This is a genomic window from Streptomyces sp. NPDC006283, from assembly GCF_040613325.1.
Classification (GTDB): domain Bacteria; phylum Actinomycetota; class Actinomycetes; order Streptomycetales; family Streptomycetaceae; genus Streptomyces.
Genome location: NZ_JBEXRZ010000112.1, coordinates 1 through 22,517 on the forward strand (window position 1 = coordinate 1; position 22,517 = coordinate 22,517).

The window sequence follows — 22,517 nt, forward strand, 5'->3', positions numbered from 1 at the left end:
CGACTTTCACAAGTCGGGACGACAGGATTTGAACCTGCGACCCCTTGACCCCCAGTCAAGTGCGCTACCAAGCTGCGCCACGTCCCGATTGCGCGTTCCGCCGGTTTCCCGGACCGGGCGCGCAAGAGAACATTACCTCACTCTGCGGGGCCGGCGGTCGCCCGGCCTGCGGTCACTCGCGTGCCGCCGCTGCTGCGCGCCGAATCCGGCCCTCGCCACGCCCGCACCCTCCCGCGACCGGACGGCCGGCTGCGAGCAGCGACGCGCCACTGCGGGACGGCGCCGGGGAGGGAGGACAATTGCGGCATGGACCAGTCACGCAGGGACCGCGACGCCGAGGGCCGCGCCCGTAACGCCCGACCGCGGGACGGCCTCGGCCGGCCTCTCCCCCACGGCGCACCCGGCGTGGAGCGCCAGCCCGAGGGCGTGCTGCGCACACCGGAGCAAACGCTCCTCGAGGCGCAGCGCCTGCTCGACACGGGTATGCCGTTCCACGCGCACGAGGTGCTGGAGGACGCGTGGAAGTCGGGCCCCGAGGGCGAACGTGAGCTGTGGCAAGGGCTGGCCCAGCTCGCGGTGGGCCTCACCCACGCGGCCCGCGGCAACATCACGGGCGGCGCCCGGCTGCTGCTGCGCGGCGCCGACCGCATCGCGGATCTCCCGGCACTTCACGGCATCGACGTGCCGGGGCTGGTCGCGTGGGCCCGCGATCTGGCAGGCCGGCTGACGGGCCCGGTGGACCCGGCCGCGGAGGCGCCTCGGCTGGTTCATTAGCAGAACGAGGCTAGTCGAGCAGCAGGATCACCTCCAGGGTGCGGGGGCCGTGCACGCCCTCGACGCGGTCGAGTTCGATGTCGCTCGTGGCGGACGGGCCGGAGATCCACGTCAGCGGGCGGGTGGGGTCGAGTCGCGGCATCGCCCGCGGAACGGAGGCCACAACCTGCTCCGGGGCGCGGACGACGCAGATGTGCAGGTCCGGTACGAGGGTGAGGGCGCGCCTGCCCTGGGCGGGGCCCGCGTCCAGGACGATCGTGCCGGTCTCCGCGATCGCCAGTGCGCAGCCCGTCACCACGGCGTCGGTCGCATCCAGCTCGTACGGGGTCAGGGGCGGCGCGTCGTGGCGCTGTTGGGCGTCGGTGCCCGCGAGCCACGCGCCCGGCAGTCCCGGGGGTACGGCGACCGAACGCGCTCCGTGCCCGGCCAGCAGCCGGGCGAGAAGTTCCGGCAGTTGCGCCTCGGTGCTCCGGTGGACGATCGCCCGGTAGTCGGCGAGGTTGTCGTGCAGGAGGCCGAGAACGACGGCAGGGTCGTCGGATGTGTGACTGTCCAGGTAGTCACGGGGCGCCTCGGACGCCGGCGGGGCGTCGGCCACGGCGGCCCGGACCTTGGCGAGGATGCGCTCGCGGCTTGCCCGCGCGGGGGAATCGGTGCTCATGTGCGGTTCTTCCTCCACCACTCGCGGAACGACTCGGCGGGCATCTGCGGCAGTTCCCGCGATGCGGTCCACGCCCCCGCGCCAGGCGGCTTCCTTGGGTGCAGTCCGCGGGTCCTCGACGCGGCGCGTTCACCGGCGGCGAGCGCGGCCGGGTGGTCGAGCAGCCAGCCCGCAGCCTTCATCGCGGCCTTCTCCAGGCGGTGGCCCTTCCCTCCCTGGTCTGCGACCCGTTCCCTGAGGTGGACCAGCACCTCGGGGATGTCGATGGCGACGGGGCACACCTCGTAGCAGGCGCCGCACAGCGAAGAGGCGTAGGGCAAGGAGGCGTCGATGGCGCTCTGCGTGCCGCGGAGTTGAGGGCTGAGGATCGCGCCGATAGGGCCGGGGTAGACGGAGCCGTACGCGTGGCCGCCGGCCCGTTCGTACACGGGGCAGACGTTGAGGCAGGCCGAGCAGCGGATGCAGCGCAGGGCCTGGCGGCCCACCTCGTCGGCGAGGGTCGCCGTCCGGCCGTTGTCGAGCAGCACCAGGTGGAAGGTCCGGGGGCCGTCCCCGTCGGCCGTCCCGGTCCACATGGAGGTGTAGGGGTTCATCCGCTCGGCGGTCGAGGAGCGGGGCAGGGTCTGCAGGAAGATTTCGAGGTCCCGCCAGCTCGGCACCACCTTCTCGATGCCGACCACGGAGATCAGCGTGTCCGGCAGGGTCAGGCACATACGGCCGTTGCCCTCGGACTCGAAGACGACCATGGTTCCGGTCTCCGCGACCATGAAGTTCGCCCCCGAGACGCCGACCCTGGCCCGCAGGAACTTCTCCCTCAGATGCAGCCGGGCGGCCTCCGCCAGGTCGGCCGGGCTGTCGGAGAGACCCTCTGGCGCCGGCCTTCCCCAACTGCCCATCGTCCGGGCGAAGATGTCGCGGATCTCGCCCCGGTTGCGGTGGATGGCGGGGACAAGGATGTGCGAGGGCCGGTCCTCGCCGAGCTGCACGATCAGCTCGGCCAGATCGGTCTCGTAGGCGGCGATGCCCTCGGCCTCCAGTGCCTCGTTGAGGCCGATCTCCTGAGTGGCCATCGACTTGACCTTGACGACCTCGCGCTCGCCGGTCGCCTTGACGAGGTCGGCGACGATCCGGTTGGCCTCCGCCGCGTCGGCGGCCCAGTGGACGGTGCCACCCGCTTCGGTGACCGCGCTCTCCAACTGCAGGAGGTAGCGGTCGAGATGGCGCAATGTGTGGTCCTTGACCCGCCTGCCGGCCTCGCGCAGCCGGTCCCAGTCGTCGAGTTCCGCCACCGCCTTGGCCCGCTTGTCACGGATGGTGTGAGTCGCGTGGCGGAGGTTGGCACGCAGGGTCGGGTTGCCCACGGCTTGGCCGGCCGCCTCCGGGAAGGACGGCATGCCGAGAAAGGCGCCGCTCATGCGGGGGTCTCCTCCGTCTTGAAGGGGTGCTCCTCGAAGGGGTGTTCCTCCGTGCAGGCGAGGATGTCGGCGATGTGCAGGGCACGCAGCGGCTCGTCCTGGCGGCGCAGGATGCCGTCGAGGTGCACCAGACAGGAGTTGTCGGCCCCGCACAGCACCGAGGCTCCGGTGGAGACGGCGTTGCGGACCTTGTCCTGGCCCATGGCTGCGGACACGTCCGCGTTCTTGACGGCGAACGTGCCGCCGAACCCGCAGCACTCGGCCGCGCCCGGCAGTTCGCGCAGCTCCAGCCCCTTCACCGACTCCAGCAGCCGGCGGGGCCGGCCGCCGAGATTGAGCAGCCGCAGGCCGTGGCACGAGGGGTGATGGGTGACGGTGTACGGGAAGTAGGCGCCGACATCGGTGACCTGCAGGACGTCGACCAGGAACTCGGTCAGCTCGTACGTCCGCGAGGCCAGGTCCGCGGCCGCGGGGCCGCCGAGCCGGGGATAGTGGTGCCGGACCATCGCCGCGCAGGATCCGGACGGCGTGACCACGTACTCGTACCCCTCGAATGCCCGGACCGTGCGGCGCACGAGCGGCTCGGTCTCGCGCCGGTAGCCGGTGTTGAACTGTGGCTGCCCGCAGCACGTCTGGGCGGTGGGGAAGTCCACCTCGACGCCGAGCCGTTCGAGGAGTCTCACCGTCGCGATGCCCGTGGCGGGGAACAACGCGTCATTGACGCAAGTGACGAAGAGTGCGACACGCATGGCCGGAGGATATGCCGACGAAGGTGCAGGCCCTAAAGAAGCCGCTGCAGAACGGACGTGTGACTGCGGTCGGGTTCCTTCGCCGCCGTCAGCAAGGTCAGCGAGCCCTCGGCTGCGAGGGTGCGGAGCCGTTGCAGCGCCTCCGCGGCGGCAGGCTCGGCGAGCTCGGCCTCGTAGCGGCGGCGGAACTCCTCGTACTCCCCGTCCGGCCCGTGGTACCAGCGCCGCAGCTCCGTCGACGGCGTCACGGACTTGGGCCACTCGTCGACGCGGGCGTCCTCCTTGCTCAGGCCACGCGGCCAGAGCCGGTCGACCAGGACCCGCACGCCGTCGTCCGGCGAGGGCGTCTCGTAGACCCTGCGGACCCGGATTTCCCTCTTCCCGCTGCCTCGCTGCATGCCCCCAGGGTCACAGACCGTCGCGCTGCGCGCATGCAGACACGGGCGGACATTCCGCCCGTCCCCTTTCGCCACATCCGGCATGGTTCCGTCCTGTCACGGCGGTACAGGCCGCCTGTCCGCCGGTGTTTGCGCGCTGCCACCTTCGTCTCCTGACTAGCTCCCACCCTCCGAACAACGGCAGCATGGGAGCAACGCGGTATGTGACCGCGTGTGGAGGCGGTGCGCGCTTTGACACGGCAAAACTTTGCGTTCTGCGGGGCTGAGCTGGCCGCTGTCTACGTGCTCACGGAGAGCGGCGACGAGCTGCGGCTGGCCGAAGCCGTGGGTGACCGCGGCGGGACGTACGGACTGCCGGCGTTCATCAACCTCGGCAGCCGCTCCCCCGCCACGGACGCCTACCGTGCGGCCCGCCCCCTGTGGCTGAGCCCGGCGGACCTGTCCGTGTACATGTCGAGCGAGACCATCGGGGGGCACCCCGTCGGTGCCGGAACGCTGCCGCCCAAGTTCTCGCTCGGAGCGCTGCCGCTCGGCCGCGGAGTCGCCAAGATCGGCTGCCTCCTTGTGGCGGGCGAGGTGACCGACGGCTTCGACGCCGACCGCCGCAGCCTGCTGGAGCTGTACGCCGACCAGGTGGCCGCCGGGCTGGAGTCGGCGGGACGCGTGGGCCGCGTGGCGGGGCGGATGGCCCAGCCGCGGTCGCATCTGGGGCCCACACTGGTGCCGCTCCAGGGCGGGGCGTTCACGCTGACGCTCGAAACCGGTGTGATGGACGCGGACGCCCAGGTTCTCGAGTTGCTCGGGATCGCCCCGGAGGACTTCGACGGGCGGGTGGAGACCCTGCTGGCCTGCGCCGTCCCGGACGACATCCCCGCACTGATGTCCGTCGTCGAACCGGGCCGGCTGTCGTCGTCGGGCGAGCAGCTGGCCTTCCGCATCCGCCGCCCCGGCGGTGAGCTGCGCTGGCTGGGCCTGCGCTGCCGTCTGCGGTTCGGCGCCGACGGCACGCCGGAACGGGTGCTCGGTGTGGTCGCCGACGCCGTCTATCTGCGGCCCACCGACCACGAGGTCTCCATCGTGCAGGGGCTGTCCGCGCGGCTGGCCGGAGCGGCGACCGTGCGGGACGTCAGCAGGATGGTGGTCGAAGCCCTGCGCCTGCCGCTGGACGCGAGCCGGATCGCCGTCGCGGAGCTGGAGGCCGACCGGCTCCTGGTCACCGTCCTGGACCCGCCCGAACCGGACGCGTGGCCCGAAGTGTGGCAGACCGAATGGCGCTCCGAATGGCCGGACGCGTCGTGCCACGCCCTGCCCACACTGCAGAACGCGCTGCGTGAGGGCCATATGAGCCTGTGGCCTCCGGGTGCCGAGCTCGAGCCCGGTCTCCTCGGCATCGGCCCCGGCGGGCTTGCCGTCCTGCCTCTGCCGGCCGACGGGCGGGTGGTCGGTGTGTGCCTGGTGGGCTGGGACACGGAGCACGAGTTCGCCCCGGAGGAACGGTCGCTGCTGACGGCGGTCGCCGGCCTGGTGGGCAGCGCTCTGAGGCGCGCCCACGCGCTGGACGCGGGGCATGAACTCGCCAGGATGCTCCAGCGCAGCCTCCTCCCCCGCAAGTTGCCGGTACTGCCGGGAGGCATCGCCGTCGCCCGCTATCTGCCGGCGACAGTGGGGCTGGAGGTCGGCGGCGACTGGTACGACGTGATTCCGCTCGCCGACGGGCATGTGGCGCTCGTCATCGGCGACGTGCAGGGCCACAGCGCGGGAGCCGCCACCATCATGGGCCAGATGCGCACGGCGGTGCGGGCCTACGCGGTGGAGGGCCATCCGCCCGACGTGGTGGTGTCCCGTGCCAACCGGCTGCTCGTGGGAATGGAGACGGATCTCTTCGCCACCTGCCTCTACGCGGATCTGGACATGGAGGAAGGCATCGCCCGCTTCGTACGGGCAGGGCATCTGCCGCCGGTGCTGCGTCACCCGGACGGCACGACCGAGGAGCTGGTCGTGGACGGCGGGCCGCCGCTGGGGGTGCTCGCCGAAGCGGAGTTCACCATGACCGAGGCCGGCCTGATCCCCGGGACGCTCGTCACGATGGTGACGGACGGTCTCGTGGAGTCGGCGCACCTTCCCCTGGAGGACGGGATGCGCCGCGTGCGCGAGGTGATGGGCGCCGCCGACCTGTCCGACATCGGACGGGTCGCCGACGAGCTGCTCGGCAGCGCCAACGGGCGGGACGACGACGTGGCCGTGCTTCTCCTGCGCTACGACGGGACGCGTTTCCGTCCCGTACGGACCCACTGGACGGTGTGGCGGCTCCCGAACGCCGTCCTGCACGCCCGCCGGTTCGCCGCGCGCACCCTGCGCTCCTGGGGTCTGGCCGAGGAGAAGGACATGGCCCTGCTGGTGGTGTCCGAACTGGTCACCAACGCCATCGCCCATACGCAGGGGGAGGTGCGCCTGGACCTGACCCTGTCCGCGGACCGCCTGCGGATCGCGGTGAACGACGCCTCGCCCCGCAGCCCGGTGAAACCGGCGAGCGTGGACTGGGAGGCGACCGGCGGCCGCGGATTGCTCATCGTCGAGGCGACGACGGCGGCGTGGGGCTCGGTGCCGCTCGGTGGCGGCAAGCAGGTGTGGGCGGAGATGATCGTGTCGGGCGACGCGGACTGACACGCCCCGGGGTGGTGCCCCGTACGCGTGCAACACCTCCGGCGCGGGGGCCCGTACGCGTGCAACACCTCCGGCGCGGGCGCCCGTACGCGTGCAACGCCTCCGGCGGGGCGGCCTCCGTACGCGGACGGGCCCTGCGCCGTCACGGGCGGTTTCGCACGCGGGGAAGCCGCGCGCTTTCAGGGGAGCGGCTCGCCCCGCGCGGGGAAGCCGCTCGCCCGGTTCGGCCCGCTCCTCAGGGCAGCAGTTCGTCGAGTGCGGCGCGGCCCTTCTCCGCCAGTCGGCGCTCCGCCCATTCCAGGCTCTTCGGCGTGATCTCGCGGCCCGAGGCGAGAACCACGTCCTCCGCGGTCACTTCTCCCTCCGAGCCGGTGTGGAGCCGGCTGTCGGGCGTCACCCTGTCGTCCGGGTTGGCGTCGGCGTTCATGGTGCCTCCGTGCTTGGTTCCGGCTGAGCCATCAGGTGCTCCATCGCAGCGACGGGCACCGCTGGAAAGTTCCACTCGGCGCTCGTCCTGGAAACCTCCGTGACCCGGCTGGGCGAAGGCCTCCGGCCGACGGGCTGCGCCGGATCTGCGGTGTCCCGCAGGACCAGGGGCGCACGGGTGCCCGGGGCGGCTCCGCCGAAACTCGCGAATTCGGGGGCGGCCCGTTGCAGGCCTCCACCCGATGTGACGGACGTCACGGTATACGGAAACCCTGTCCTCAGGTCATCATATGACCCGATCGCTGCACGAACCCCAAGGCCGGGCCACACCCGGACGGCACAGCAAGGCGAGGACGGACATGAACGACGAGGACAGGCCGGCACTGCCGCCCGTGGGCCTGGTGGGTCTAGGAGCCATGGGGCTCGGAATGGCCCGCAGCCTGCGGAACGCGCACTACGACGTCGGCGTGCACGACCGGCGATCGGAGGTGGCCGCGGCCTTCGCCCGCGACGGCGGGGCGGCGTTCGCATCGCCCGGCGAGCTGGCGGCCACGGTGGACGTCCTGGTCGGCGTCGTGGTCAACGCGGCGCAGGTCGAAGCAGTGCTGTTCGGCCCCGACGGGGCCGCCGACCGCCTCCGGCCGGGCGCCGTGTTCGTGATGTGCTCGACGGTGGACCCCGCCTGGTCCGCCGAACTCGAGAAGCGCCTGGCCGAGAAGGGCGTGCTCTACCTGGACGCCCCCATCTCCGGTGGCGCCGCACGGGCGGCGAACGGCGAACTCACCATGATGACGTCGGGCTCCGCCGCCGCGTACGCGCTCGCCGACCCGGTGCTCGAGGCCATGAGCAGCACCGTCTACCGCCTGGGAGACCACGCGGGTCTCGGCTCGAAGGTCAAGATCGTGAACCAGCTGCTCGCGGGCGTGCACATCGCCGCGGCAGCCGAGGCCATGGCGTTGGGCATCAAGGCCGGTGTTCCGGCCGAGGCGCTCTACGAAGTCATCACGCACAGCGCCGGCAACTCGTGGATGTTCGAGAACCGCATGGCCCACGTGCTCGCCGGTGACTACACGCCCCTCTCGGCGGTCGACATCTTCGTCAAGGACCTGGGGCTCGTGCTCGACTCCGCCCGGCCGGAGAAGTTCCCGCTCCCCCTCGCCTCCACCGCCCACCAGATGTTCCTCCAGGCCTCGGCATCCGGCCTGGGGGGCGAGGACGACAGCGCGGTCATCAAGATCTTCCCGGGAGTCGATCTTCCCGAGCAGGCGGGGGTCTGAGATGGGGATCCGACTCGGCTGCATCGCCGACGACTTCACCGGCGCAACGGACCTCGCCAACAATCTGGTCCGCGCGGGCATGCGCGTGGTTCAGCTGATCGACGTGCCGCCCACCGGCACCGACCCGGCGGCGGACGCGGACGCCGTGGTCATCGCCCTCAAGTCACGGACCGTCCCGGCGGCCGAGGCCGTCGAGGCGTCACTGCGGGCACTCGCGTGGCTGCGTTCCGCCAACGCGGAGCAGATCTACTTCAAGTACTGCTCCACCTTCGACTCGACGCCGGCGGGCAACATCGGGCCGGTCACGGAAGCCCTGATGGAGGCCCTGGGCACCGACTTCACCATCGCGACGCCGGCCTTCCCCGACAACGGGCGCACCGTCTTCAAGGGACACCTCTTTGTCGGCGACGTGCTGCTCGGCAACAGCGGTATGCGCCATCACCCGCTCACTCCGATGACGGACTCCGACCTGGTCTCCGTCCTCGGCGCACAGACCTCGCGCACGGTCGGTCTGGTCGACCACACCGTCCTGGCCGGCGGTCCGGAGGCGATCCGGGCCCGCATCGAGGACCTGCGCAAGGAAGGCATCTCGATCGCCATCGCGGACGCCGTCTCCAACGACGACCTCCTGCGCCTGGGTGCCGCGGTCCGGGGGCTGCCCCTGGTGACCGCAGGATCGGGCCTGGCGATCGGCCTGCCCGCCAACTGGGGCTTCGAGCCGTCCCCGGCCGCCGCCCAGCTGCCGCCGGCCGGCGGTCACGCCGCCGTCGTCTCCGGCTCCGTCTCGGTGGCCACGAACGGTCAGGTTCGGGAATTCCTGCGCAGCGGAAGGCCCGCGTTCAGCGTTGACCCGCTCCGGATCGCGGCCGGCGAGGACGTGGCCGGCCAGGCCCTGGCCTTCGCGGACGCGCACCTGGCCGAGGGGCCGGTCCTCGTCTACTCCACCGAGACACCCGACACCGTCCGGACCGTCCAGGGCCGGCTCGGCGCCGCCGAGGCCGGTGAGCTCGTGGAGCGGACCCTGGCCCGCGTCGCACAGGGGCTCGTGGAGCGCGGCGTCCGCCGGCTCGTCGTCGCGGGCGGCGAGACCTCGGGCGCTGTCGTCCAGGCGCTCGGCCTCACCGGCCTGCGGATCGGACCGCAGATCGACCCGGGCGTGCCCTGGTGCGCGGCGGCCCTGCCCGACGGGGAGACGCTGCACGTGACGCTGAAGTCCGGCAACTTCGGTGGTCCCGACTTCTTCACCGCCGCGTTGGACCTGCTGGACCGGGAGGCGCCGTGACCCGGCCCGCAAGCGCTGCCGTCGACGAGGCACGCGCCGAGATCGTCCGCGTGGGCACGAGCCTGTTCGCCAGGGGCTACGTCCACGCCAGCGCCGGCAACATCAGCGCCAGGGTGGGCGACGGCCACCTCATCACGCCCACCGACGCCGCTCTCGGTTTCCTCGAACCCGAGCGCCTCGCGCTGGTCGACGCCGGTGGCGAGCAGATCGCCGGCGACCGGGCCAGCAAGACCCTCACGCTTCACCGGCGCATCTACGAGGCCGACCCCACGGCCCGGTTCGTCGTCCACACCCACTCCACGCACCTGGTCGCACTCACGCTGGCCGGAGTGTGGAGCGAGGACGACGTGCTCCCGCCCATCACCCCCTACTACGTGATGAAGGTCGGGCACGTTCCGCTCGTCCCCTACCACCGGCCCGGCGACCCGCGTGTGGCCGACCTGGTGACCGCCCGCATCGCCGACCGCGCGGCGAGCGGCACACCGATCAGGGCCGTGCTGCTCGACCGCCTCGGCCCCGTGGTGTGGGGCCCGGACGCCGCCACCGCTCTCGCCGTCCTCGAAGAACTCGAGGAGACGGCACGTCTCTGGCTCCTGACCGACCGCCGCCCGGAGCCCCTCCCCACCCATGCGCTCGGCGAACTGAGGTCCGTGTTCGACGCCGCGTGGTGATCATCCCCGTCCCTGTCGGAGAATCCCCCGAGCCGCACGAAGGATTCCGCATGTCTGTGCCCACAACGACTGACGAGGCCCCCGACCTCGCCCGCGAGAACGCCGTCTTCCGCAAAGTCGTACGACGCATCGTCCCCTTCCTCATACTCTGCTACGTCTTCTCCTACCTCGACCGGGTCAACGTCGGCTTCGCGAAGCTGCAGATGTCCGACGACCTGGGCCTCAGCGAGGCGGCGTACGGCCTCGGTGCCGGCCTCTTCTTCATCGGGTACTTCCTCTTCGAGGTCCCCTCGAACCTGATGCTGCAGCGCATCGGCGCCCGCACCTGGATCGCCCGGATCATGATCACCTGGGGCCTGGTCTCGGCGTCGTTCATGTTCGTCACCAATGAGGCGACGTTCTACGTGCTGCGGTTCCTCCTCGGCGCCGCGGAGGCGGGGTTCTACCCGGGCGTGATCCTCTACTGCACCTACTGGTTCCCCTCGCACCGCCGTGCCCGGGTGATCGCGATGTTCATGTCCGCCATTCCCGTGGCGGGCATCTTCGGCAACCCGCTCTCCGGCTGGATCATGGACCGGTTCCAGGGGGTGAACGGCTGGCAGGGCTGGCAGTGGATGTTCCTGCTCGAGGCGATCCCCGCGCTCGCCATCGGTGTCGCCACGCTGTTCTACCTCGACGACGGCGTGCGCAGCGCGAAGTGGCTCACCGACGACGAGAAGGCCGTCGTCGAGCGTGCGATCGCCGACGACGCCGCGCACCGGACGGTGCACGGCCGGGTCTGGGACGCCTTCCGCGACCCCAAGGTGTGGCTGATGTGCCTCATCTACTTCTGCTTCGTGATGGGCCAGTACGCCCTGACCTTCTGGATGCCCACCTTCGTCGAGTCCACCGGGATCGAGGGCAACCTCGCGATCGGTGTCCTCAGCGCCGTGCCGTTCCTTGCCGCCCTCATCGCGATGAACCTCTTCGGACGTTCGGCGGACAAGCGCCGGGAGCGCCGCTGGCACCTGGTCGTCCCGAGCCTCATGGGCGCCGTCGGGTTCTCGCTGGCCGCCGTCTCGACCGGGTCGACCGCGCTGTCCCTGGCCGCGCTGTCCTTCGCCGCGGCCGGTGTCCTGACCTGCGCCCCGCTGTTCTGGTCGCTCCCCACCGCGTTCCTCGGCGGCGCCGCCGCCGCGGCCGGTCTCGCGGCGATCAACTCGGTGGGCAACCTCGCCGGCTTCGTCAGCCCGTACATGATCGGCGCGCTGAAGGACGCCACCGGCTCGACGTCGCTTCCCATGTACGTCCTGGCGTTCAGCCTGGTCGTCGGCGCCGGCGCGGTGCTCACCACCAAGAAGCAGGTCGTCAACCGCTGACCCCGGCCCGGTGCCGGGCCCGTCCACCGGGCCCGGCACCGGTGTCGAACACAGGAGCAAGCATGCCGAGGTTCGCCGCGAACCTGTCCATGATGTACACCGAACACGACTTCCTCGACCGCTTCACCGCAGCGGCGGCGGACGGCTTCGAGGCCGTCGAGTACCTCTTCCCCTACGCGTACGACGCCACCGAGCTGCGCCGCCGGCTCGACGACCACGGCCTGAAGCAGGTGCTCTTCAACGCACCGCCCGGGTCGTGGGAGTCCGGAGAGCGCGGCATCGCGGCACTGCCCGGACGCGAGGCGGAGGTCCGCTCCGGGATCGGCCGGGCCCTCGAGTACGCCGCGGCGCTGAGCTGTCCGCGGGTCCACGTCATGGCAGGGCTGGTGCCGCCGGACGCGAGGCCCACGGAGCTCGCCGAGCACCGCGACACCTATCTGGCCAACCTCGCCCACGCCGCGGAGCAGGCCGCCGCGGTGGGCGTCGAGATCCTGATCGAGCCCATCAACGGCCGTGACATGCCGGGGTACTTCCTGAACCGGCAGACCGAGGCCCACGCCGTGGTGCAGGAGGTGGGCGCCCCGAATCTCAAGGTGCAACTCGACCTCTACCACTGCCAGATCGTCGAGGGCGACCTCACCGTCACCCTGCGACGCGACCTGCCGACAGGCCGCGTCGGCCACCTGCAGATCGCGGGCGTGCCCGACCGCCACGAGCCCGACCAGGGCGAACTCGACGTCCGCCATCTGTTCGACGTCGTCGACGACGTGGGCTTCGACGGATGGATCGGCTGCGAGTACCGCCCCCGCGCCGGCACGAGCGAGGGTCTCGGCTGGCTCGACAACTACCGAGGAGACAACGCATGAGGATCGTCATCACGGGTGGCTTCGGCTTCCTGGGGCGGCAGGTGGCCGACGCCCTGCTCACGACACGGACTTTCCGTGGCGCACCGATCGACCGGCTGGTGCTCGCCGACCGCTACGTGCAGGCCGATACGAAGGCGGCGACCGACCCGCTGGTGGACGTCGTACAGGGCGACCTGGCCGACCGCCTCGACGAGGTGTTCGCGAAGCCGGTGGACGTGCTGATCCACCTCGCCTCCGCGGTCTCGGCCGAGTGCGAGGCCGACTTCGACCTCGGCATGAGCGCCAACCTGGACACGACACGGGCACTGCTCGAAGCCGCCCGGGCCCAGTCGGCGGCAGGCGGGCCGACGCCGCTGGTGGTGTTCTCCAGCAGCGTCGCCGTCTACGGCTCCGACCCTGCGCTGCCCCTGCCACCGGTGGTCAGCGAGTCGACCCTGCCCACGCCGCGGTCCAGTTACGGGGCTCAGAAGCTGGTCTGCGAGCAACTCGTCGCCGAGTACACCCGCCGCGGCTTCATCGACGGACGCGTCACCCGCCTGATGACCGTGTCGGTACGGCCGGGCAAGCCGAACGCGGCCGCCTCCGGCTTCCTGTCCGGCATCATCCGCGAGCCCCTCGCGGGCATCTCCGCGACCTGCCCGGTCCGACCCGACCTGCGGGTGGCCCTGGCCTCCCCGCGGCGCACGGTCGACGGAATCCTCCGCGTCGCCGAGGCCGATCGCGGCGAGGGGCCGGGCCGGCTGATGGGCGGCGTACCGGTCAACCTGCCGGCCCTGACGGTCACGGTCGCCGAGATGCTGGCCACGCTGCGGCGGCTGGCCGGCGATGCCGTCGCCGACCTGGTGACGATCGCACCCGATCAGGCCGTCGAGGCCATCGTGGGCTCCTGGCCCGCCGTCTTCGACAACGCACGCGCCACCGCACTCGGCTTGGAGCCCGATCCGGACTTCGAAGCGGTGGTGCGGGACTACATGGAAGACCACGCTGACGCGGTCGAGTTCGGCACGCGCCTCGCCGCCCGGCCGGGCCGATAGACTGAAGACCATGTTTTCCAAGGTGAGCGGTCCGGTGCGGCTCGCGGATCGGGTCGCCGCGCTGCTCTCGGAGGAGATCGAGTCCGGACGGCTGGCCGAGGGTGACAAGCTGCCGACCGAGGTCGCGCTGGTCAAGCAGCTGGGCGTCAGCCGCACCGTCGTGCGGGAGGCCGTCTCGAGGCTCCGCAACGCGGGCCTGGTCGAAGCGCGCCAGGGCCTCGGCGTGTTCGTCATGCCCCGGCGCACCCGGCCGCTCGACCTCGAGGCCGAGGCGGCCGACGGCACCAAGGCCAAGGTGCTGCAGATCGTGGAGGTACGCCGCGCCATGGAGGGCGAGGCGGCCTCCCTCGCCGCCGCCCGCGCCACCCCGGCCGACCTCGCCCGGATGCGTCAGGCCCTGACCGCGATCGACCAGGCGGTCGCGGCCGGCGGCGACGGCGTCGACGAGGATCTCGCGTTCCACAGGTCCATCGCCGAGTCGACCGGCAACCCTGTGATGGTCTCGACGGTGCGGTACCTCGGCGAGGTGCTGCGCAGCGGCATCCGCGTCACGCGCGCGAACGAGGCCCGGCGGGACGACTTCTTCGAGGCGGTCCGGCAGGAGCACCACACCATACTGGCCGCCATCGAGGCCGGCGACGCCCAGACGGCACGCGCCGCCGCCCGCCGCCACCTGAAGCACGCGGCCTCTCGGCTCCAGGACGCGGACGAGGGATTCTGGACCGAGGCCGAGGACCTCGACGTCGATCTCGACACCGGCCCCTGACGCGGGACGACCGGCGCGGGAGGTCGGCGCCGCACCCGACGGGACGTCCCGCGCGTGGGAAAGCCGCAAAGGCACGACAGCGGTGCGGTGAACGCTCCGCTCCCGTGCCCTTTGGCGTCGTTCGGGCTGTCTCGACCTGCCGGCCCCAGCGGCTGCCGCACTGGCCCGCAAACGATCGAGGGCCGTTTCAGATGCTCTGAAACGGCCCTCGGTCTACGACTCTCTCGAGTCGGGACGACAGGATTTGAACCTGCGACCCCTTGACCCCCAGTCAAGTGCGCTACCAAGCTGCGCCACGTCCCGGTGCCCGTCTGACCTGGGGTTTCCCCCCGCCGAACGGACATGAGAACAATACCGCACTCCGGCCACTGGTCACGAACCCGTATTCCACAACCCGCCGCGCTTGACCTCAAGTCAACTTGAGGTTGCACGGTGGGCGGCATGACGAACACGGCTTCCACCTCCGTATCCGGCGCCTCGGCTCCCGGCCCCCGGGCGTTCGGCTTCGACGACCTCGACCGGCTGATGGCCCTGATGACGGGCGACGAGAAGCACGGGCCGGCCGCCACTTCCACGCTCGACGCACTCTGGGTCCTCTACGACCGCGTCCTGCGCGTGTCGCCGGAGACCGCCGACGACCCCGGACGCGACCGGTTCCTGCTGTCCAAGGGGCACGGCCCCATGGCCTACTACGCCGTGCTCGCCGCCAAGGGCTTCGTGCCCGTGGAGTGGCTGCCCGGCTTCGGCTCCTACGACTCCCCCCTCGGCCACCATCCGGACCGGGTTCTCGTGCCCGGGGCGGAGATCGGCAGCGGGTCGCTCGGGCACGGGCTTCCGCTGGCGGTGGGCACTGCCCTCGGGTTGCGCGCACAGGGGCTGACCGACCCACGGGTCTGGGTCCTCATCGGCGACGCCGAGCTGGACGAGGGCAGCAACCACGAGGCCATCGCCTACGCGGGTCCCGCCGGGCTCGAGCAGCTCCACACGCTCGTCATCGACAACTCGTCCGCCACGCACGGCTGGCCCGGCGGGATCGCGTCGCGGTTCGAGGCCGCCGGCTGGTTGGCCCGGACCGTCGACGGCCGCGACCAGGAAGCGCTGTTCGCCGCCTTCACGGCACCGCATCCGGGCAGGCCGAGGGCGGTCGTCGCCCGCGTCGAACCCAAGAACGCCTGATCACGTACGTCACCGCCGAGAGGACTGTCGACCATGGACACCATGCGTGACCGCTTCATCGCCACCACCACCCGCCTTCTGGACGAGGACCCGCGCCTTGCCCTCGTACTCGCGGAGATCAGCGTTGCGGGGTTCGAGGAGGCGCAGCGGCGTCATCCGGACCGGGTGATCAACGTCGGCATCCGGGAGCAGCTGCTGATCGGCGCCGGCGGCGGTATCGCGCTCACCGGGATGCGGCCGATCATGCACACCTTCGCGAGCTTCCTCGTCGAGCGGCCGTTCGAGCAGGTGAAGCTGGACTTCGGACATCAGGGCACCGGCGGGGTGCTGGTCAGCGCCGGAGCGTCCTACGACTGGCCCGCGGGCGGCTTCACGCACATGGCGCCGGGTGACGTGGCGCTCCTGGACACCCTGGACGGGTGGACGGTCCATGTCCCCGGCCACCCGGACGAGGCCGGGGCGCTGCTGCGGAGCGCCGCCGCGGGTGACGACCGCGTGTATGTGCGTCTGTCACTGCAGAGCAACGCCGAGGCGAGGCCGACCGCGGGCGGCCGCTTTCTTGCCGTGCGCGAGGGCCGCGGCCCGGTCGTGATCGCCGTCGGGCCCATGCTGGACAACGTCCTCGCCGCGACGGAGGGCCTGGACGTCACCGTGCTGTACGCGACGACGGTGCGCCCCTTCGACGACGAGACCGTCCGGCGGGCGGCGGGCGACCGGGCCGATGTGGTGATCGTAGAGCCCTACCTCGCGGGCACCTCGACGTCGGCTGCGAACGACGCCCTCGCGGACGTGCCGCACCGGGTGCTGGGCCTCGGGGTGTCCCGACGCGAGCTGCGCCGATACGGCACGATCAACGAGCACCTGACCGCGCACGGACTGGATCCCAAGTCCCTGCGCGACCGCATCTCGGCATTCATGTGACGGCGGGGGCGGGCCCTTCGGTCACTTCCGCAGCTCCGGGGCGGGGCCCATGACGATGACCGGCCGCTTGTCCGGGTCGAGCGCGCGCAGCAGCTCGCGCATCCGGTCCTTCGCCAGGGAAACGCACCCCTGGGTGGGACCTTCGTGGTCCACGTGGACCCACAGCCCATTGCCCTTCTCAGGTCCGAGCGGTCGCTCCTTGTCCAGCGGAGAGGTACCCGACACCCGGTTGTAGTCGATGGCGACCACGTAGTCGAAGGAGCCCTCGAGGGGCTCGCCGAGGAAGCCGGTGCCCGAGGCCACGAACTCCTCGTCCTCGTCGTACGGCAGCCGGGTGCCCGGATCGGGTGAGCGTCCGCCCGCGTCGCCCAGGCCATAGACGCCGATGGGGGTGCGCAGGTCGCCGGCGTAGTGGTCGTCGGTCCAGCCGCGCACGCCGTTGTGCGCGGGCCAGGGGCCGGCGACGGCACGCCATGACCCGCCCGCCGTCCGTTCGTGGAGCACCGCTGTGGCGACGTTGGTGTCCGACGTCTCCCCGGTCACGACGAGCGCCTGGAGCGTTGCGTCCGGGATCCTGGAACGGAATTCGGGCCCGAGGCCCGGGATGTGACTGGCCGGCAGTTTTCGCGGGACGGGGCCGGGGCGCCCGGTGGGGCCGCCCTGGGCCTTCGCGCCCGGCTCCGGAGCGGGTGGCGGCTCCGTGCAGCCGGTGAGCAGCAGTGCGACACAAGCAGTTGCGGCGAGGGTGTTCGCGGCGCGTCTGGTGGCGGGCATGAGGCAGGTCCTCCCGGCGTCGTGGAACGGCCCGGCAATGCGTACCCGGTCCGGGTGCGGAAGCGGTTGCCCCGGCCCCTCACTCACCCGACCGAGGCATGAGCCGCGCGTCCATCCGGCCCGGCCGCGCCCTGCGGACGGTCCGGGCCACCGGGCGGACGGTCCAACCGCGCCGAGCACACCGTCCGGGCCGCCCCGACGGCAGCGCCCCACCCCCGGCGTCGCACCGTCCTGTCCGCCGGCCGCAGCGCCTGACCGCCCGTCAGGCCGATGCCTCACCGCTTCGGAGGAGCCAGTTCCGGATGGGCGTCCAGCAGTTTCCGAGGGGCCGCCTGGCGCCACGAGTCGAGCAGAACGGCGTACAGCTCGTCGTCGTCCTCCAGCGCCGAGAGCCGCACCCGCATCCATGCGTAGTGGTCGTCGTGCCCCTCACGCAGGAAGAACTTGTCGGGCTCGGCCGCGATCAGCTCCTCCCGGTCCTCCTGCGGGCACTTCACCCCCATGACGCGGTCGTCGTCGTCCAGAGACGCGAAGATCCGCCCTCCTTCGGCCAACCGGAAGGTGGGCATCCCCCACGCGAGCTTCTCGATCGCTCCGGGCAGCCCGAGCGCGATCCTGCGTACGTCGTCGGCAGTGGCCATGGCACAACCGTACGACCAGGCACCGACAGGGCCTCAACTACCGCGCCACACTGCGCGCTTCCGACCCATTGACCCCCCGCGACGCCGGAACCTACGCTGTGCGGCGTATTCAGAAAGCGCTTTCTAATCCCGCAGGCCCTACCAGCACCCGGGAGCGCCATGAGTGGCCATCACCTCGGACGGCAACGACGGCCCAGAGCCCTTCGCACCGCACTCTCACCCGTCTCCGTCATCACCGCACTACTGGCGCTGCTCCTCGGCCTCGGGGTGGCCCTGTCACCCCGCGCCGAAGCAGCGCCCTATCGCGTACTGGTCTTCTCCAAGGTCACCAACTTCACCCACGACTCGATAACCGCCGGCGTCGAGGCCGTCAAGAAGCTCGGCAGCGAGAACGGCTTCGAGGTCGAGGCCACCGACGACGCCTCGGTCTTCACCGACGAGAACCTCGCCCGATTCCAGGCGATCGTCTTCAACAACACCAACTCCACCCCGGAGAGCGGCGATCTGCTCGACGCGGCGCAGCGAGCCGCCCTGCAGAAGTACATCCGGGGCGGCGGCGGCTGGGTCGGTCTGCACGCCGCGTCGGCGAGCGAGCGGGACTGGCCCTGGTACGAAGGCCTGGTCGGCGCCATCTTCGACAAGCACCCGGCCGTGCAGACGGGCCGGATCAAGGTGCTCGACCGGTCCCACCCCTCCACCGAAGGCCTTCCCGAGCTCTGGGAGCGCACCGAGGAGTGGTACAACTGGCGCACCAACCCGACCGGCAAGGTGCACACCCTCGCCCAGATCAAGGTGCGGGACGGCATCACCGGCCTCGACGAGGGCGTCGACCACCCGTGGTCCTGGTGCCAGAACTACGACGGCGGGCGCAGCTGGTTCACGGCGGGCGGCCACGCCAAGTCCGCGTTCCAGGAGCCGGACTTTCTGGAGCATCTGCTCGGCGGCATCCAGTGGGCCGCCGGCAACAAGCCCGGTGACTGCACGGCGACCAAGACCGGCGCCTTCCAGCGCACCCCTCTGGCCACCAGCGATCTCGCCGATCCCTTCGAGCTGGCCGTCGCGCCCGACCGACGGGTCTTCTTCATCCAGCGCACCGGCAAGGTCAAGGTCATCGACCAGCAGACGCTGAAGGTGACGACCGCGCTCGACTTCGCGTACACCCCGGAGATGACGAGCCAGTCCGACGGCCTGCTCGGGCTCGCGCTCGACCCCGGCTTCGCCGAGAACAACTGGCTCTATCTGCTGAACTCCGACAAGACCGAGAAGCGCCTGAACCTCTCCCGGTTCACGGTCACCGGCAACACCATCGACCCCGCGTCCGAGAAGCGGCTGCTGACGATCCCGACCCTGCGCGGGGAGGGCAGGGCCAACTCGCACATGGCCGGCTCACTCGCGTTCGACAAGGACGGCGACCTGTACGCCGCGATCGGCGACAACACCGACCCGTTCGCGTCCGACGGTTTCACGCCGATCGACGAGGGCGAGGGGCGTCGCGCCTGGGACGCTCAGGGCACCTCGGGCAACACGAACGATCTGCGCGGCAAGATCCTGCGCATCACGCCCAAGGACGACGGCACGTACTCCGTGCCCGAGGGGAACCTCTTCGCGCCCGGCACCGAGAAGACACGTGCCGAGATCTACGCGATGGGCATGCGCAACCCGTTCCGTATCACCACCGACCCGGTCAGCGGCGCCCTGATGGTCGCCGACTACGGCCCCGACGCCCGCGCCGCCAAGCCGGACCGCGGCCCTGAAGGCACGGTCGAGTACATGCGGATCACCAAAGCGGGCAACTTCGGCTGGCCCTACTGCGTGGGGAACAACATCCCCTTCAACGACTACAACTTCCAGACGAAGACCTCGGGCCCCAAGTTCGACTGCGCGAAGCTCGTCAACGACTCGCCGAACAACACGGGTCTGACCGAGCTGCCGGCGGCCCAGCCGGCGACGGTCTGGTACGCGTACTCGGCGTCCGAGCAGTTCCCCGAGCTCGGCACCGGCGGTGGCGGCCCGATGGGCGGCCCTGTCTACGACTTCGACCCGGACAACACCTACCTGGGCAAGTTCCCGAAGGCCTTCGAAGGGAAGTGGTTCAACTACGAGCTGACCCGCAAGTGGTTCAAGACCTTCTCCTTCCAACAACAGGACCAGACCTTCACCAACCCGCGCTTCCAGCCGGCGAAGGCGGGCGACCTGCACTCGATCAACACCGTCTTCGGCGACATGTCGTGGAACCAGCCCTTCGACGCCGACTTCGGCCCTGACGGCGCGATGTACGTCATCGACTTCGGTCTCGGCAGCGGCACCGGCCGCGGCGGCAGCAACGAAGGCTCCGGGATCTACCGGATCGACTACGTCGGCGACAACCGGCTGCCCGACGCCAAGGCCACGGCCACACCGGACAGCGGTTCCGTGCCGCTGACCGTGTCGTTCTCCAGTGCGGGCTCCGGGCTGCCCGGCGACAAGCCGGTCACCTACGCCTGGGACTTCGACGGCAACGGCACCACCGACTCGACGGAGGCGAACCCGAGCCATGTGTACCGGGAGAAGGGCCGCTTCACCGCCCGGCTCACCGTCACCGGGCCCGGAGGACTGACGGGCCTGGCCGTCCAGGACATCACCGTCGGCAACACCCGGCCGCAGGTCACCATCCAGCAGCCGCCCAACGGCGGCATGTTCAGCTTCGGCGACACCATCCCCTTCACGGTGAAGGTCAAGGACAAGGAGGACGGCCGCAGAATCGACTGCTCACGCGTCGTCGTCCAGTCGCAGCTCGGGCACGACTCCCATCTGCACCCGCTGGACAACTACACCGGCTGCACGGGCGAGATCGCGACCGATGCCGGTGACAGCCACGGTCCCGGCCAGAACCTCTACTACGGCATCACGGCGCAGTACGAGGACAAGGCGGCACCGGGCGTACCCGCGTTGACCGGTTCCACCTCGCTGACACTGCGCACGACGTACCGCGAGGCCGAGCACATGACGTCGACCGGCGGTGCGCACGACGGCGTGGTGGTGGGCAGCCGCAGCGACGCCTCCGGCGGCAAGCGGCTCACCGAGATCGAGGACGGCGACTGGATCGGCTTCGACCCGGTCGCCCTCAAGGGAATCGACTCCGTGACCGTGGGCGCGGCCTCCGGCGGTATCGGCGGCACCGTCGAGTTCCGCGCAGGATCGCCCACGGGCCAGCTGCTCGGCAAGGTGACCGTCCCGAGTACCGGCGGCTGGGGCAACGTCGTCTCCCCGACGACACCACTACTGGACCCGGGCGGGACGACCAAGCTGTACGCGGTCTTCACCAACCCCGAGTGGTCGGCCGACAAGCCCGACCTGTTCGCCGTGGACTGGCTGCACTTCAACGGGGCCGGTGTGGAGAAGCGCCAGGGAGCCCGGGTCAAGATCACGGCCACACCCGCGACCGGCACCGCGCCGCTCACCGTGCAACTGGCCGGGAAAGTCACACTGCCCGAGGGGCGGACAGCCGCCTCGTACCACTGGGACTTCGGCGACAACAGCAGGCCGGCCGGTGAGGAGCAGGCGACCGCCACCCACACCTACGGCCGCGCCGGCACCTACGCCGCGCACCTCACGGTCACCGACGACAAGGGTGACACGACCACCAACTTTGTCCGCATCAATGTCAGTTGAGGAAGGAGTTCCGATGAACGGCACCAGACGGGCGTTCCTCGGCAAGGCTCTCGGCGTCGCCGCGGCGGCCACCGGCGTCATGGCGACGGGCTCGCACGCGTACGCCTCGAACACGCATGCCTCGAACGTCACGGAGACGGCCGCGGAGGCGGCGCGGCGCTGCCGTCGCATCCCGCCGTCCGGGATCGGCATGCACCTCTACACCATGCGTGCCCCACTGGCGGCGGACTTCAAGGGCACGCTCGCCCGCCTCGCACAGATCGGTTACGCGACCGTCGGTGTGAGCGGCCGGCACGGCAACAGCGCAGCCGCCATCCGCTCCATGCTCGACGAGACGCGCCTACGGGCCGTCCTGGAGCACGTCGGCTACGACATCGTGCGGGGCAGCGGTCTGCCGCAGGCCCTCGAGGACATCCGTACCCTCGGCGCCCGGTGGATCGTGGTGCCCAGCCTGCCCGGGTCCATGCACACCCCGGCCGGATTCCGCGAGGCCGCCCGGGAGTTCAACAAGGCCGGTCTCGCCGCGCGCAAGGCAGGTCTCGGACCGCTGCTGTTCCACAACCACGGCGCGGACCACCAGGTCGTGGACGGCGAGAACCTGTACGACATCCTGCTGCGGGAGACCGACCCCGATCTGGTGGGCTTCGAGCTGGACGTCTACTGGGCGGCGAAGGGCGGCGGCAGCGACCCGCAGGACCTGTTCGTGGAGCATCGCCGCCGGTTCCCCGCACTGCACGTCAAGGACATGGCCCCGGGCGGCGGTTTCGCCGACGTCGGCTCCGGTGTCCTGGACTTCGCCACGATGTTCGACACGGCGCGCAGCGGCGGTGTGAAGCAGTGGCTGGTGGAGCACGACGCGCCGGCGGACCCGTTCGCCACGGCGCAGAACAGCTACACGTACCTGGCGAACCTCAGGTACTGACCGGGGTACGCCAAGGAGCCCTGCACCACCCCCGGCCGACCCGCCACCAGGTGTAGGGGCGGGCGATGATCGCGAGGACCCACATCGCGAT

20 protein-coding genes and 2 tRNA genes are annotated in these 22,517 nt (G+C 71.0%); 13 read left to right on the forward strand and 9 right to left on the reverse strand.

Annotated features, from left to right (window positions below; translation table 11 throughout):
* Positions 1 to 13 precede the first annotated feature (13 nt).
* Positions 14 to 87: transfer RNA gene (locus ABZ070_RS22255), tRNA-Pro, on the reverse strand.
* A 219-nt stretch (positions 88 to 306) separates the two neighbouring features.
* Here ABZ070_RS22255 and ABZ070_RS22260 point away from each other — a divergent pair.
* Positions 307 to 774: a DUF309 domain-containing protein gene (locus ABZ070_RS22260; protein WP_356636471.1), complete on the forward strand. Its 468-nt coding sequence runs from the start codon at positions 307 to 309 to the stop codon at positions 772 to 774.
* Positions 775 to 784: 10 nt separating this feature from the next.
* Here the strand turns inward: ABZ070_RS22260 and ABZ070_RS22265 are convergent, their stop codons facing one another.
* Genes ABZ070_RS22265 through ABZ070_RS22280 form a run of 4 tightly spaced genes read right to left on the reverse strand, consistent with a single transcriptional unit; the run spans position 785 to position 3,997 of the window.
* Positions 785 to 1,435: a lactate utilization protein C gene (locus ABZ070_RS22265; RefSeq protein ID WP_356636473.1), complete on the reverse strand. Its 651-nt coding sequence runs from the start codon at positions 1,433 to 1,435 to the stop codon at positions 785 to 787.
* Entirely contained in the window at positions 1,432 to 2,850 is a 1,419-nt protein-coding gene (locus tag ABZ070_RS22270; protein ID WP_356636475.1) for a lactate utilization protein B, read from the reverse strand. Before ABZ070_RS22270 ends, ABZ070_RS22265 begins: the two co-directional genes overlap by 4 nt.
* Entirely contained in the window at positions 2,847 to 3,599 is a 753-nt protein-coding gene (locus tag ABZ070_RS22275; protein ID WP_356636477.1) for a (Fe-S)-binding protein, read from the reverse strand. The genes ABZ070_RS22270 and ABZ070_RS22275 overlap by 4 nt, the downstream gene beginning before the upstream one ends.
* 32 nt (positions 3,600 to 3,631) lie before the next feature.
* Positions 3,632 to 3,997 carry a DUF488 family protein gene (locus ABZ070_RS22280; RefSeq protein WP_356636479.1) on the reverse strand — a complete coding sequence of 122 codons (366 nt, stop codon included), beginning with the start codon at positions 3,995 to 3,997 and terminating at the stop codon, positions 3,632 to 3,634.
* 231 nt (positions 3,998 to 4,228) lie between these two features.
* Between ABZ070_RS22280 and ABZ070_RS22285 the strand changes: the two genes are divergently transcribed.
* On the forward strand, positions 4,229 to 6,661 hold the full coding sequence (locus ABZ070_RS22285; RefSeq protein ID WP_356636481.1) for a SpoIIE family protein phosphatase: 2,433 nt from the start codon (positions 4,229 to 4,231) through the stop codon (positions 6,659 to 6,661).
* A 235-nt stretch (positions 6,662 to 6,896) separates the two neighbouring features.
* Here the strand turns inward: ABZ070_RS22285 and ABZ070_RS22290 are convergent, their stop codons facing one another.
* Positions 6,897 to 7,088 carry a hypothetical protein gene (locus ABZ070_RS22290; RefSeq protein ID WP_356636483.1) on the reverse strand — a complete coding sequence of 64 codons (192 nt, stop codon included), beginning with the start codon at positions 7,086 to 7,088 and terminating at the stop codon, positions 6,897 to 6,899.
* A gap of 358 nt (positions 7,089 to 7,446) precedes the next feature.
* Here ABZ070_RS22290 and ltnD point away from each other — a divergent pair, with 358 nt between their 5' ends.
* The 7 genes from ltnD to ABZ070_RS22325 all read left to right on the forward strand — a co-directional run bounded on the left by ltnD (position 7,447) and on the right by ABZ070_RS22325 (position 14,341).
* A complete protein-coding gene (ltnD, locus tag ABZ070_RS22295; RefSeq protein WP_356636485.1) occupies positions 7,447 to 8,364 on the forward strand; it encodes an L-threonate dehydrogenase in 918 nt (305 codons plus the stop codon).
* A gap of 1 nt (position 8,365) precedes the next feature.
* The gene (gene otnK, locus ABZ070_RS22300; RefSeq protein WP_356636487.1) at positions 8,366 to 9,646 is read left to right on the forward strand and encodes a 3-oxo-tetronate kinase; all 1,281 of its coding nucleotides are present in this window, start codon (positions 8,366 to 8,368) and stop codon (positions 9,644 to 9,646) included.
* Positions 9,643 to 10,317 (forward strand): aldolase, encoded by a 675-nt coding sequence (locus ABZ070_RS22305; protein ID WP_356636489.1) that lies wholly within the window; start codon positions 9,643 to 9,645, stop codon positions 10,315 to 10,317. The genes otnK and ABZ070_RS22305 overlap by 4 nt, the downstream gene beginning before the upstream one ends.
* Before the next feature lie 50 nt (positions 10,318 to 10,367).
* Complete coding sequence (locus ABZ070_RS22310) at positions 10,368 to 11,675, forward strand: MFS transporter (RefSeq protein WP_356636491.1); 1,308 nt, start codon at positions 10,368 to 10,370, stop codon at positions 11,673 to 11,675.
* A gap of 62 nt (positions 11,676 to 11,737) precedes the next feature.
* On the forward strand, positions 11,738 to 12,541 hold the full coding sequence (gene otnI, locus ABZ070_RS22315; RefSeq protein WP_356636493.1) for a 2-oxo-tetronate isomerase: 804 nt from the start codon (positions 11,738 to 11,740) through the stop codon (positions 12,539 to 12,541).
* Positions 12,538 to 13,575, forward strand: a complete 1,038-nt coding sequence (denD, locus tag ABZ070_RS22320; protein ID WP_356636495.1) for a D-erythronate dehydrogenase — start codon at positions 12,538 to 12,540, stop codon at positions 13,573 to 13,575. The genes otnI and denD overlap by 4 nt, the downstream gene beginning before the upstream one ends.
* A gap of 10 nt (positions 13,576 to 13,585) precedes the next feature.
* Positions 13,586 to 14,341: a FadR/GntR family transcriptional regulator gene (locus ABZ070_RS22325; RefSeq protein WP_356636497.1), complete on the forward strand. Its 756-nt coding sequence runs from the start codon at positions 13,586 to 13,588 to the stop codon at positions 14,339 to 14,341.
* A 229-nt stretch (positions 14,342 to 14,570) separates the two neighbouring features.
* Here the strand turns inward: ABZ070_RS22325 and ABZ070_RS22330 are convergent.
* Positions 14,571 to 14,644 (reverse strand) — tRNA-Pro (locus ABZ070_RS22330).
* 138 nt (positions 14,645 to 14,782) lie between these two features.
* Here ABZ070_RS22330 and ABZ070_RS22335 point away from each other — a divergent pair.
* Both ABZ070_RS22335 and ABZ070_RS22340 read left to right on the forward strand, forming a co-directional pair.
* On the forward strand, positions 14,783 to 15,517 hold the full coding sequence (locus ABZ070_RS22335; RefSeq protein ID WP_356636499.1) for a transketolase: 735 nt from the start codon (positions 14,783 to 14,785) through the stop codon (positions 15,515 to 15,517).
* 33 nt (positions 15,518 to 15,550) lie between these two features.
* Complete coding sequence (locus ABZ070_RS22340; RefSeq protein WP_356636501.1) at positions 15,551 to 16,438, forward strand: transketolase C-terminal domain-containing protein; 888 nt, start codon at positions 15,551 to 15,553, stop codon at positions 16,436 to 16,438.
* 21 nt (positions 16,439 to 16,459) lie between these two features.
* Here the strand turns inward: ABZ070_RS22340 and ABZ070_RS22345 are convergent, their stop codons facing one another.
* Both ABZ070_RS22345 and ABZ070_RS22350 read right to left on the reverse strand, forming a co-directional pair.
* On the reverse strand, positions 16,460 to 17,212 hold the full coding sequence (locus ABZ070_RS22345) for a hypothetical protein (protein ID WP_356636503.1): 753 nt from the start codon (positions 17,210 to 17,212) through the stop codon (positions 16,460 to 16,462).
* A 275-nt stretch (positions 17,213 to 17,487) separates the two neighbouring features.
* A complete protein-coding gene (locus tag ABZ070_RS22350) occupies positions 17,488 to 17,853 on the reverse strand; it encodes an MmcQ/YjbR family DNA-binding protein (protein ID WP_356636505.1) in 366 nt (121 codons plus the stop codon).
* Between the two features lie 159 nt (positions 17,854 to 18,012).
* On the opposite strand from ABZ070_RS22350, the gene ABZ070_RS22355 reads away from it, so the two are divergent.
* Both ABZ070_RS22355 and ABZ070_RS22360 read left to right on the forward strand, forming a co-directional pair.
* Positions 18,013 to 21,504, forward strand: a complete 3,492-nt coding sequence (locus ABZ070_RS22355; protein ID WP_356636507.1) for a ThuA domain-containing protein — start codon at positions 18,013 to 18,015, stop codon at positions 21,502 to 21,504.
* A 13-nt stretch (positions 21,505 to 21,517) separates the two neighbouring features.
* Positions 21,518 to 22,426: a sugar phosphate isomerase/epimerase gene (locus ABZ070_RS22360; protein WP_356636509.1), complete on the forward strand. Its 909-nt coding sequence runs from the start codon at positions 21,518 to 21,520 to the stop codon at positions 22,424 to 22,426.
* Positions 22,427 to 22,517: the final 91 nt, after the last annotated feature.

Coding starts and splice junctions, on each gene's coding strand:
- ABZ070_RS22280 (WP_356636479.1), bottom strand. CDS start 3,997: ATGCAGCGAGGCAGCGGGAAGAGGGAAATCCGGGTCCGCAGGGTCTAC.
- ABZ070_RS22275 (WP_356636477.1), bottom strand. CDS start 3,599: ATGCGTGTCGCACTCTTCGTCACTTGCGTCAATGACGCGTTGTTCCCC.
- ABZ070_RS22360 (WP_356636509.1), top strand. CDS start 21,518: ATGAACGGCACCAGACGGGCGTTCCTCGGCAAGGCTCTCGGCGTCGCC.
- ABZ070_RS22270 (WP_356636475.1), bottom strand. CDS start 2,850: ATGAGCGGCGCCTTTCTCGGCATGCCGTCCTTCCCGGAGGCGGCCGGC.
- otnK (WP_356636487.1), top strand. CDS start 8,366: ATGGGGATCCGACTCGGCTGCATCGCCGACGACTTCACCGGCGCAACG.
- ABZ070_RS22335 (WP_356636499.1), top strand. CDS start 14,783: ATGACGAACACGGCTTCCACCTCCGTATCCGGCGCCTCGGCTCCCGGC.
- ABZ070_RS22265 (WP_356636473.1), bottom strand. CDS start 1,435: ATGAGCACCGATTCCCCCGCGCGGGCAAGCCGCGAGCGCATCCTCGCC.
- ABZ070_RS22260 (WP_356636471.1), top strand. CDS start 307: ATGGACCAGTCACGCAGGGACCGCGACGCCGAGGGCCGCGCCCGTAAC.
- otnI (WP_356636493.1), top strand. CDS start 11,738: ATGCCGAGGTTCGCCGCGAACCTGTCCATGATGTACACCGAACACGAC.
- ABZ070_RS22355 (WP_356636507.1), top strand. CDS start 18,013: ATGAGTGGCCATCACCTCGGACGGCAACGACGGCCCAGAGCCCTTCGC.
- ABZ070_RS22345 (WP_356636503.1), bottom strand. CDS start 17,212: ATGCCCGCCACCAGACGCGCCGCGAACACCCTCGCCGCAACTGCTTGT.
- ABZ070_RS22325 (WP_356636497.1), top strand. CDS start 13,586: ATGTTTTCCAAGGTGAGCGGTCCGGTGCGGCTCGCGGATCGGGTCGCC.
- ABZ070_RS22290 (WP_356636483.1), bottom strand. CDS start 7,088: ATGAACGCCGACGCCAACCCGGACGACAGGGTGACGCCCGACAGCCGG.
- ltnD (WP_356636485.1), top strand. CDS start 7,447: ATGAACGACGAGGACAGGCCGGCACTGCCGCCCGTGGGCCTGGTGGGT.
- ABZ070_RS22310 (WP_356636491.1), top strand. CDS start 10,368: ATGTCTGTGCCCACAACGACTGACGAGGCCCCCGACCTCGCCCGCGAG.
- denD (WP_356636495.1), top strand. CDS start 12,538: ATGAGGATCGTCATCACGGGTGGCTTCGGCTTCCTGGGGCGGCAGGTG.
- ABZ070_RS22350 (WP_356636505.1), bottom strand. CDS start 17,853: ATGGCCACTGCCGACGACGTACGCAGGATCGCGCTCGGGCTGCCCGGA.
- ABZ070_RS22340 (WP_356636501.1), top strand. CDS start 15,551: ATGGACACCATGCGTGACCGCTTCATCGCCACCACCACCCGCCTTCTG.